This window comes from Flavobacterium sp., assembly GCF_020217025.1.
GTDB lineage: Bacteria > Bacteroidota > Bacteroidia > Flavobacteriales > Flavobacteriaceae > Flavobacterium.
Genome location: NZ_JAIWOF010000197.1, coordinates 1 through 10,000, shown reverse-complemented (window position 1 = coordinate 10,000; position 10,000 = coordinate 1). Strand labels below are relative to the sequence as shown.

The window sequence follows — 10,000 nt, the reverse complement described above, 5'->3', positions numbered from 1 at the left end:
TCCTTTCAAAACATCTTTAACTGAAATTTGAAGAATAACGTTTAATCCTCCTTCTAAGTCAAGACCTTTGTTGATTTGGTTATTAGTAACTTCTTTGTAAGTATGACCTAGGTATACTTCTTCTTTACCGATAGAATCTAAATAGCGTAATTCTTTAGCTGAATCTCCTTTTGCAAAAGCTTTTGCATCAGAAACAATACTATTCGCTACGAAAGTAAAAGAAAGCTGGTATACACATACCAAAGCAAAGATAATTGCGAAAAATTTAATAAGTCCTCTATTCTGCATTATTCTAAAATTTATTTATTCTATTTTATAAAAACGGACAAATATATAATTTACAATAGGATTTAGCAATTTTATTTTCGATTAAAGCAACCTTTTTACCTAAGTTTCACTACAAAAACACATTATTCCTTAAAAATGAAACACTTGCAACTTAAAAAAGTATTTCACAAAACAGAAAATATTGTTGAAAACTCCAATCTTTAGAAACAAATACCATTTTAAAATAGTATTTAAAAAATGATTATAACAAAAAAAAACTGCCAATTTCTTGACAGTTTTTCAATTTTATTTTGATGTGAAATTACAATACTGATTTCAAATCGGCGTTCATGTTACGAACTGCATCTGCACTCTTAGCAAACAATGCTTTTTCAGCATCATTTAATTGTACGTCAACGATTTTCTCAACACCGTTTTTACCAATAATACATGGAACTCCCATACAAATATCTTCTTGTCCATACTCCCCTTCTAAGAAAACTGAACATGGAATCATACGTTTTTGATCGTTTAAAATACTATCTACTAAATACGCTACAGAAGCTCCTGGCGCATACCAAGCAGAAGTTCCTAATAAACCTGTTAAAGTAGCACCACCCACCATAGTATCAGCAGCAACTTTATCTAACTCAGCTTGAGATAAGAAATTAGAAACAGGAACACCATTGTAAGATGCTAAACGTGTTAATGGAATCATAGTAGTATCACCGTGACCTCCAATTACCATACCTTGAACATCATTAGCTGGTTTGTCTAATGCTTTCGATAAGAAATATTTGAAACGAGAACTATCTAAAGCTCCACCCATTCCAATTACTCTATTTTTAGGCAATCCTGTAGCTTTTAATGTTAAATACGTCATAGTATCCATTGGATTTGATACTACAACAATAATTGCATTTGGAGAATGTGTTAATACGTTATCCGCAACCGATTTAACGATTCCTGCATTGATTCCGATTAATTCTTCACGCGTCATTCCTGGTTTTCTTGGAATTCCAGATGTAATAACTACCACATCACTTCCTGCAGTTTTAGAATAATCACCTGTTGTTCCGCTTAATTGTGTGTTGAATACAGTTGTTGTAGCACATTGCATAATATCCATCGCTTTACCTTCTGCAAAACCTTCTTTGATGTCTACTAATACTACTTCACTTGCAATTCCTCTGTACGAAATAACATCTGCACATGTTGCACCTACGTTACCCGCACCAACTATTGTTACTTTCATTTTGTTGTGTATATTAAATATTTATATAAAATTGAAATTCAACATTTTTTCATTTACAAATTTACCAAAAAGTATTGATTTACGCATCAATTTTTGCATAAGCAGCGTTTTTCTCGATAAATTCTCTACGAGGTGGCACTTCATCTCCCATTAACATAGAGAAAACTCTATCCGCCTCTGTTAAACTATCAATAGTTACTTGACGTAAAGTTCTATAATTTGGATTTAATGTTGTTTCCCATAATTGCTCTGCGTTCATCTCTCCAAGACCTTTATAACGTTGAATTGCAGCACTTCCACCCATTCTTTCGTTAGCCAAATCACGTTGATCATCGTTCCAAGCATATTCTTTTTTGTTTCCTTTTTTAACCAAGTATAAAGGTGGTGTTGCAATATACACGTGACCTCCTTCAATTAATTCTTTCATAAATCTAAAGAAGAATGTTAGAATTAATGTTGAAATGTGAGAACCATCGACATCGGCATCACACATAATCACTACTTTGTGGTAACGTAACTTAGAAAGGTTCAAAGCTTTACTATCTTCTTCGGTACCAATGGTAACTCCTAAAGCGGTGAAAATATTACGAATCTCTTCGTTTTCGAACACCTTATGCTGCATTGCTTTTTCAACATTCAAAATCTTACCACGTAATGGCAAAATCGCTTGAAAAGCTCTGTCACGACCTTGTTTTGCAGTTCCACCTGCCGAATCTCCCTCAACAAGGAAAATTTCACACTTTGCTGGATCTTGCTCAGAACAATCTGATAATTTACCTGGTAATCCACCGCCACCCATTACGGTTTTACGTTGTACCATTTCACGTGCTTTTTTGGCAGCGTGACGTGCTTGAGCAGCTAAAATTACTTTTTGAACAATAATTTTTGCATCATTTGGATTTTCTTCCAAATAATTTTCTAACATTTCTGAAACCGCTTGAGAAACTGGAGAAACTACTTCTCTATTTCCTAATTTGGTTTTAGTTTGACCTTCGAATTGAGGTTCTGCCACTTTTACCGAAATAATAGCTGTTAAACCTTCACGGAAGTCATCTCCAGAAATTTCAAATTTTAATTTATCTAATAATCCAGAAGCATCTGCATATTTTTTTAACGTACGCGTTAATCCCATACGAAAACCTTGCAAGTGTGTTCCTCCTTCGTGCGTATTGATATTATTTACATATGAAAAGATATTTTCTGAATAACTTTCATTGTAAATTAAAGCAACCTCAACAGGAATTTCACCTTTTTCATGTTCCATTGAAATTACATGACCAATGATTGGCACACGATTTCCATCTAAAAACTTAACAAACTCTTTCAAACCTTCTTTAGATTGGAAAGTTTCAACTGGAAACTCACCTTTTTCATCAGGATTTCTTTTATCTGTTAAAGTAATTCTGATTCCTTTATTTAAGAAAGAAAGCTCACGTAAACGAGATGCTAATGTATCGTAAGAATATTCTAAAGTCTGAGTAAAAATGGTAGCATCTGGTTTGAAAGTAACCATTGTACCTCTTTTTTCTGTAGTTCCAATTTGTTTAACTGGATATAATGCTTTTCCTCTTTCGTATTCTTGTTCGTAAATTTTACCTTCACGGAATACCGTTGCCTTTAAATGGTCAGAAAGTGCATTAACACACGAAACCCCAACCCCGTGAAGACCTCCAGAAACTTTATACGAATCTTTATCGAATTTACCTCCAGCACCAATTTTTGTCATTACAACCTCAAGTGCCGAAACGCCTTCTTTTTTGTGTAAATCAACTGGAATACCACGACCGTTATCTTCAACCGTAATCGAATTATCTTCATTAATTGCTACATAAATAGTATCACAATGTCCTGCTAAAGCCTCATCAATTGAGTTATCTACAACTTCATAAACTAAATGGTGTAATCCACGAACTCCAGTATCTCCAATATACATGGAAGGACGCATTCTTACGTGCTCCATTCCTTCTAATGCCTGAATACTATCGGCTGAATAACTACCTTTTTTATTTTCTTCACTCATAATATTTGTGCTAAATAAATATTTTTATATCAACAAATATAAGTAATTAGATAAAAACAAGAAATAAAAACCACATCAACTCGATGTTAAGTTATCAACATTTGTTAATTTTTGATAAAAGTGGCTTAAATCGAATAAAAACAACCTTAAATTTAATTTTAAATGATTTTTTAATTTCCTCAAAACAGAAGAAATAAAAAAACCTCTTTAAAACGGAATTAAAGAGGTCTTTCAAAACAACAAACCTAAACTATAAACTATATTTTCTCCATTTCTACTGAAATCGACACATCTGCCTTAACGTGAGCTGCATTTGCTCTTCCACTTGGATCTTGATTTTCTTGCCATTTTGGAATCCATTTTCGAACTGTTTGTGCTGCACTTTCTTGTGGAAAATGCTTATGAAATATCCTTCTATAATAAAATGCCTCTTTTGTAACTGGCGTGTTATAAGGAAAGAACAGTTTTGCTTTTTCAAATTCTTCATCTGTTACTTGACTTGAGCAATACTCGATTAAAGTATCAATCCAGTTATACCCTACTCCATCAGAAAACTGTTCTTTCTGTCTCCATAATATCTCTTCAGGCAAAAAGGGTTTTTCGGGTGTATCGAATGCTTTTCGTAAAATATATTTTTCAATTCCGTCATAAGTTTTTGGCATTTTTTCTTCAGGTTGAATTTTGATTGCTAAATCCAAAAACGCTTTATCCAAAAACGGAACTCTTGCTTCTAATCCGTGCGCCATGGTTGATTTATCGGCACGAAGTAAATCGGCTGTAAATAACTTTTGAACGCGTTCGATTGTTTCTTTTTGAAAATCTAATACTGATAGTGCATTTCGGAAATACAAATAACCTCCGAAAATTTCATCCGCACCTTCTCCTGACAATACCATTTTGATTCCTTTTTCCGTAATTGCTTTCGACAAGAAATACATAGGCGTACTCGCACGAATTGACGTTACATCATAGGTTTCCAAATGCCAAATCAATTTATCTAAAATCTCGATTCCTTGTTCGACAGTGAAATGAATTTCGTGATGTGTTGTTCCTATGAAATCGGCCACTTTTTTTGCTGCTACTAAATCCGGAGCCAAAGCATCTAATCCGATAGAAAACGAATGCAATTCTTGTCCGCTTCCTTCTAACAATCTTGACGTTATTGAAGCTATTAAAGATGAATCCAATCCACCAGAAAGTAGAACTCCAAAAGGTACATCACACATTAAACGTTTTTCTACCGCTTGTGTCAAACTTGATTGTAAAGCTTGTAAATCTAGTTTTTCAACTGCTTTTTCGTGTGCTTCCCATTCTGGTTTATAATATTTAACGAAACCTGTTTTTTCAGTATAATAATGTCCTGGAGGAAAGGTTGAGAATGACTTACATTGGTCGGTAATCGCTTTCATTTCAGATGCAAAATACAAGCGTCCTCTTTCGTCCATTCCATAATACAAAGGTTTTACTCCTAGTGGATCGCGAGCTACGATATAATCATCTCCATCTATAACTACCAAAGCGAAAATTCCATCTAACATATCACAGAAATCGTAACCAAATTCTTCATACAAATGCACTATAACTTCTGAATCTGATGTGGTTCTAAACGTGTGATGTTTTAAAGTGGTTTCTCTTAATTTTTTGTGATTGTATATTTCGCCATTATGCACCATCCAAGCCGAATCGGTTCCTTGAATGGGTTGTTTTCCAGTATGTAAATCGACAATTGACAAACGTTCGTGAGCTAAAATATGTCCTTTCACGGTTACATGAATATCACTTTCATCTGGACCACGATGGCTCATTCTTTTAGACAATTGTTGTACTAATGCCTCTTCTTTTCCTTTTCCTATAATGGCTAATATTCCGCACATAACTTTTTAGTTTAATTATTGAAATGTTTAATTATTTAAGTGAAAGAATTAATTCACTTAATTTGATGAAGCAAAATTGAACATATAAGTTTAAATATTAAACCATAAATTTAATTTTAGTTATAACTTTAAACTAAAAAATGATTTTTTAATTAAATTATAAATTTAAAAAGTGTATTTGGGTTTAATTTGATTACAAATCATAAAAAAACCACTCAAGTGAGTGGCTTCTGAATCATTCGATTGTTTTAATTTGGAATCGATTTGTATTGATTACAACCTCATCGCCGAGACTTTTTCCCATTAATTGACTTCCTAATGGTGATTGCGGAGAAACAGCAATTATGGTTTTATTTTCGAGTTGACTTTTAGGTAAGGCAGCACTGATATAAAATAACATTTCATTGGTTTGAACCAAACTTCCGAGTACTACTTTGGTGTGAATTGCATCAGCATCTATCTTATCTACAATGTTTTTTTGTTCGATGATTTCTGCTAATTTTTGATTGAGTTTTTCTTGCTCCAAATGCATCATGGACAAAGCAGTTTCGTGCTTATCGCCAGCCGAACCTTTCGCGTCGTTTTGCGCATCTTGAGCCAAATCGGAAATCATAAAGCGTAATTCGTTTATTTTCTCCGATAATAGGTTTTCATAATGGGATTTTATTTTTTGTTTGAATGTCATGATGAATGTTTAACCGCAAAGAGCACTAAGGATGCAAGGATTATTGTTTTTCAGCAATTTTTTCTAATTTAATTAACTTACTTTCATTATTAATAAAAGTAATTGTATCCGATGTATAACTGTCTTTTGAAAAAACAAGAGTCATTTCTTTATCACCAAAAGCAAATCCTTTTATTTCATGAAACTCAAAATATCCTTGTTCATCGGAAAATCCTAAAGCATCAACCTCTTTAATTTCTCTTATCTGAACATTATTAATTGGTTTATGTGTTTCAGAGTCAACAGTCATTCCATCAATAGACTGATAACCATCACAAGAAACAAAAAGAAAAACTGATGGAATAAAAACTTTAATATTTATTTTCATTATTTAATAATGTTAAGTAAAAATATAACCACTAAGTTTACTAATAAGGCATTAAGAATACAAGGATTATTGTTTTGTTAAAATTTATAATAAAATCTAAGGAAAGAATTCTAAAATAAAGAAATTCTATGAATTAGTACAAATAGCAATTTAGTCATGATACCATTTACCGTTTTTTAATCGATATTTTTCAACATGTCCAAGGCTACAAGTAAATCCAAAACCAATGCTAATAACTGCTGTTTGAAAATTTTTATCAAATATTGGTTTACTAATAACAACGATTCCTTTTGGACAAATTGTTAAATTTTCGTCTGTAAATCTCAAGATACTATCATTAACTAAATTCAATTTGAATTGGTTTAATATATCTCTATTTATTTTAAAATTTCTAGTTTGATTTTGAAGACTATCTAAACTTTTATCTGATGTTATTTGGAGCTTTTGCATTATAGTTTTTTGTGTACTAATTGCAATTAAAGGACTTTCTTCTTCTCTTATTTCTAAAAAAGTTTTTTCAGGAATTTCAAGCATACAACAATCATTAAAAGAGTTATCTTTCAAAACTTGTTCAATTAATTGATTTGCAACAGAATTATAATCGGGTATAATTTGCTCTCTCTTATTACAACTCAAAAAACTAAAACAAAAAATAATAAAGAGATATTTATTCATAAAATATTATAATAAAAAACTCATGAAACGACTTTAGTAAACTTCATAACTCGTTATTCAAAATTGAATATTTAACATTTTTCAACTAGGAACAACGAATATTGAATATTGAAGTTTTAAAAATCGAACTTATAATTAGCACCTAACAACACCTGAATACCTTGTACTGGGAAATTCGCCCAACGATTGTATTGTTGATTGGCTAAGTTGTTTCCTTTTAAAAAAGCCGTTAATCTTGCGTTGTATTTGTAGCCTACGTGCGCATTCAAATCGAAATAGCTATCTAAAGTTACTACAGTTGTAGTGAAAGTTCCTGGATTAATCGTTAAATCATCTTGAATTGAAATTAAATCTTTTCTTTCGCCAACAAAAAATACATTCGCGCCCGCATACCATTTTTCGTTGATATCAAAATCTACAGTTGAACCAATTTTTAATTGTGGTAAATTCCATGCTTCCGCTTGTGTGTCGGTTGAATAATTGTTGTAGGTTCCGTTGATTCCGAAAGTTACGTTTTTAGAAAAATCGGCTTTCAATTCTCCAAAAATACTTAGCGTATTTAAATCATCATACACTACTCCGAATGAATTTCCGTAAGCATAACCATTCGTATTCGTTCCTGTTCCATCAAAACCATTACTTACAAATAAAGCTCGATCACCTTGATTTTTATTAGAAGCTCTAACATTGAAAGCAACTGAATTCGCTAATTTTCCTTTCATACCAACATACAAATCGTATCTATTATCGGTTGGCGCAATGAACATTGTTGGAGACACAAACGGATTTTGATCTACAAAATCAGCATATGAATTTTGCTCTAAATCACCTTCTGCTCCAGCATAAGCTACCAAAATATCACCTACTAACTTGTATGACGCTTTAATATTTGGATAAACAAAGATTTTACCATCGCTTTCTCCGTTAATTTTTGCAGTTGCATAATACACACCAGCTCCAATTTGAACTGATAAATCATCTTTTTGATATAAAATACTTGGCCTTGTTCCTGCGATAATCGTACTATATTTTAATTCTGCATCTACATCGTACATTCTATCAAAACTTCCACCTACATAATCCACAACAAAATCCGCTTTTACTTTTTGATTCATCACATCAAAATCGAAATTAGGTTTGATGAAAAAACGATTTTCACCAGAACTTAATCCATCAGAAAAACGTTTAAATTGCATGCTCGCATCATTGAAAATTCCGTCTTTGAAACTCATTTTTCCGCCAAGAGCTATCGTATTATACGTTTGTTTTGAATCAATTCCTGCAATTGTAGCGTCATCGAAGAAAATCGTTTCTGTTGGTAAACCGTACCAATTGTAAATTTGGTTTTTCACACCTAAATCTACGTTCCAACTCATATCGCGCTCACGAACTCCGTACGTTACATCTAAACTAGTGTTGTAGAATTTATCATCTAAAACCAAATCTTTAATTCCGCCTTGAGACGACAAATGACGCAACATTCCACCTACATAATTACTTCTGCTTAAATTTTGTGTAATGAACAATTCCGCATTGATTGTTGGGTAATTTCCAAAACCTAAAGTAGCGTAATTGTTGTATAATTTTTCTTTTTCGGTTTTATCTACTCCAGCTGCTTTTCCTTTTGCTGGTGTAAATGTAGAAGCTACTGGAAATGAGAAAATATTATACTGAATAGGTTCCTTTTTTTGCTCTTCTTCATCTTCTAAAACAGGTGTTTCTTTCACTTTGAAAGCATCTGAAATAGTTGGAGTGTATGGTTTTACAATGTTTACCACTTCCGAACCAATGTTTTCATCTTTTACTTGGGCAAAAGAAAATTGAATTCCGAATACGACTAAAACTATGGCGATTATATTTAATTTCTTCATGTTCTTTATTTTTAAATGAGATGTTAGATACTGAAACGAGTTCAGTATGACAATTATCTTATTTTATTAATTTGTGATTGATGAATTACGTTTTGCTTCTTCTCCTTTGATGAAATCCAATTCTTTTTGCGCTTCTTCGATTACATCTGTATATTCTTTGAAGTTTTCAATTACACTTTCTAAAATGTAAGTCGCTTGGAAACTATCTTTTAATCCGTAGAAGTTTTTCGCCATAATTACCAAACTCTTCGCTCCGTAATATTTATAACCTGAATAATCTTTTGCGATTTTTTGTACCACAACATTCGATGGTTCAAACTTACCTTCTTTGTTTTTGAAATATGCATCGTAATACAAAGCTTCGGCCGCTAATTCCCCTTTTGCAATTTTTTGAAGTTTAGCATACGCCTCTTTCGCTTTAGCTTCATCATTCGTTTTAATAGCTGAACGCGCTACGATAATTTGAGCATCACTCTTAATTCTATCGTCGATTTTGTCGTTTTTCAACACTTTATCGGCATACACAACGGCATTAGTAAAATCTTGTTTTTCGTAATACGATTTCATTAAATTTGATTGCGCATAAGTTATATTTTGTGGAAAATCAGCTTCTGTTTCTAAACGCTTTAAAACTGGAATCGCGCTATCATAATTCTTAGCTTTCAAGTGTACTTGACACAAACGCGCTAAAGCTTGTTCTGTAAATTCATTTCTTGGTTTTGATACTACAAACTCATAATGTTTCACTGAATTTGCTTCTAAATTATCAGCAAAATACAATTGTGCTAAGTAGAAATTCGCTTTTAAAGCATGAATTCCATTTGGAAATTTGCTTACATAACTTGAAAATCCTGAAATCGCTTGTTTGTTATTGTTTTGTAGATATTGTTTTTCGGCAGATTCGTAAGTATCATTATCTAAATCCGCATCTGAAACTTCTACAAACGATAAAGTTTTAACCCAAGCTGCATATTCATCTACTTGAC

At 32.4% G+C, this 10,000-nt stretch carries 9 protein-coding genes; all 9 read right to left on the bottom strand.

Annotated elements, in window-relative coordinates; all coding sequences use genetic code 11:
- Positions 1–288, bottom strand: a 288-nt coding sequence (locus tag LDL23_RS10185) for a hypothetical protein (protein WP_291265601.1), incomplete at its 3' end; no start/stop codon positions are given.
- 301 nt (positions 289–589) lie between these two features.
- On the bottom strand, positions 590–1,522 hold the full coding sequence (gene mdh, locus LDL23_RS10180; RefSeq protein WP_026724704.1) for a malate dehydrogenase: 933 nt from the start codon (positions 1,520–1,522) through the stop codon (positions 590–592).
- A gap of 79 nt (positions 1,523–1,601) precedes the next feature.
- A complete protein-coding gene (gene gyrB, locus LDL23_RS10175; protein ID WP_291265600.1) occupies positions 1,602–3,542 on the bottom strand; it encodes a DNA topoisomerase (ATP-hydrolyzing) subunit B in 1,941 nt (646 codons plus the stop codon).
- Positions 3,543–3,799: 257 nt separating this feature from the next.
- Positions 3,800–5,416 carry an asparagine synthase B gene (asnB, locus tag LDL23_RS10170; RefSeq protein WP_291265599.1) on the bottom strand — a complete coding sequence of 539 codons (1,617 nt, stop codon included), beginning with the start codon at positions 5,414–5,416 and terminating at the stop codon, positions 3,800–3,802.
- Positions 5,417–5,651: 235 nt separating this feature from the next.
- Positions 5,652–6,101 (bottom strand): GreA/GreB family elongation factor, encoded by a 450-nt coding sequence (locus tag LDL23_RS10165; RefSeq protein ID WP_291265598.1) that lies wholly within the window; start codon positions 6,099–6,101, stop codon positions 5,652–5,654.
- Positions 6,102–6,141: 40 nt separating this feature from the next.
- On the bottom strand, positions 6,142–6,468 hold the full coding sequence (locus LDL23_RS10160) for a hypothetical protein (protein WP_291265597.1): 327 nt from the start codon (positions 6,466–6,468) through the stop codon (positions 6,142–6,144).
- Between the two features lie 150 nt (positions 6,469–6,618).
- A complete protein-coding gene (locus LDL23_RS10155; protein WP_291265596.1) occupies positions 6,619–7,143 on the bottom strand; it encodes a hypothetical protein in 525 nt (174 codons plus the stop codon).
- 116 nt (positions 7,144–7,259) lie between these two features.
- Positions 7,260–9,014 carry a TonB-dependent receptor gene (locus tag LDL23_RS10150; protein WP_291265595.1) on the bottom strand — a complete coding sequence of 585 codons (1,755 nt, stop codon included), beginning with the start codon at positions 9,012–9,014 and terminating at the stop codon, positions 7,260–7,262.
- 66 nt (positions 9,015–9,080) lie between these two features.
- Positions 9,081–10,000 (bottom strand): tetratricopeptide repeat protein (locus tag LDL23_RS10145; RefSeq protein WP_291265594.1); only part of this gene is annotated, 920 nt, incomplete at its 5' end.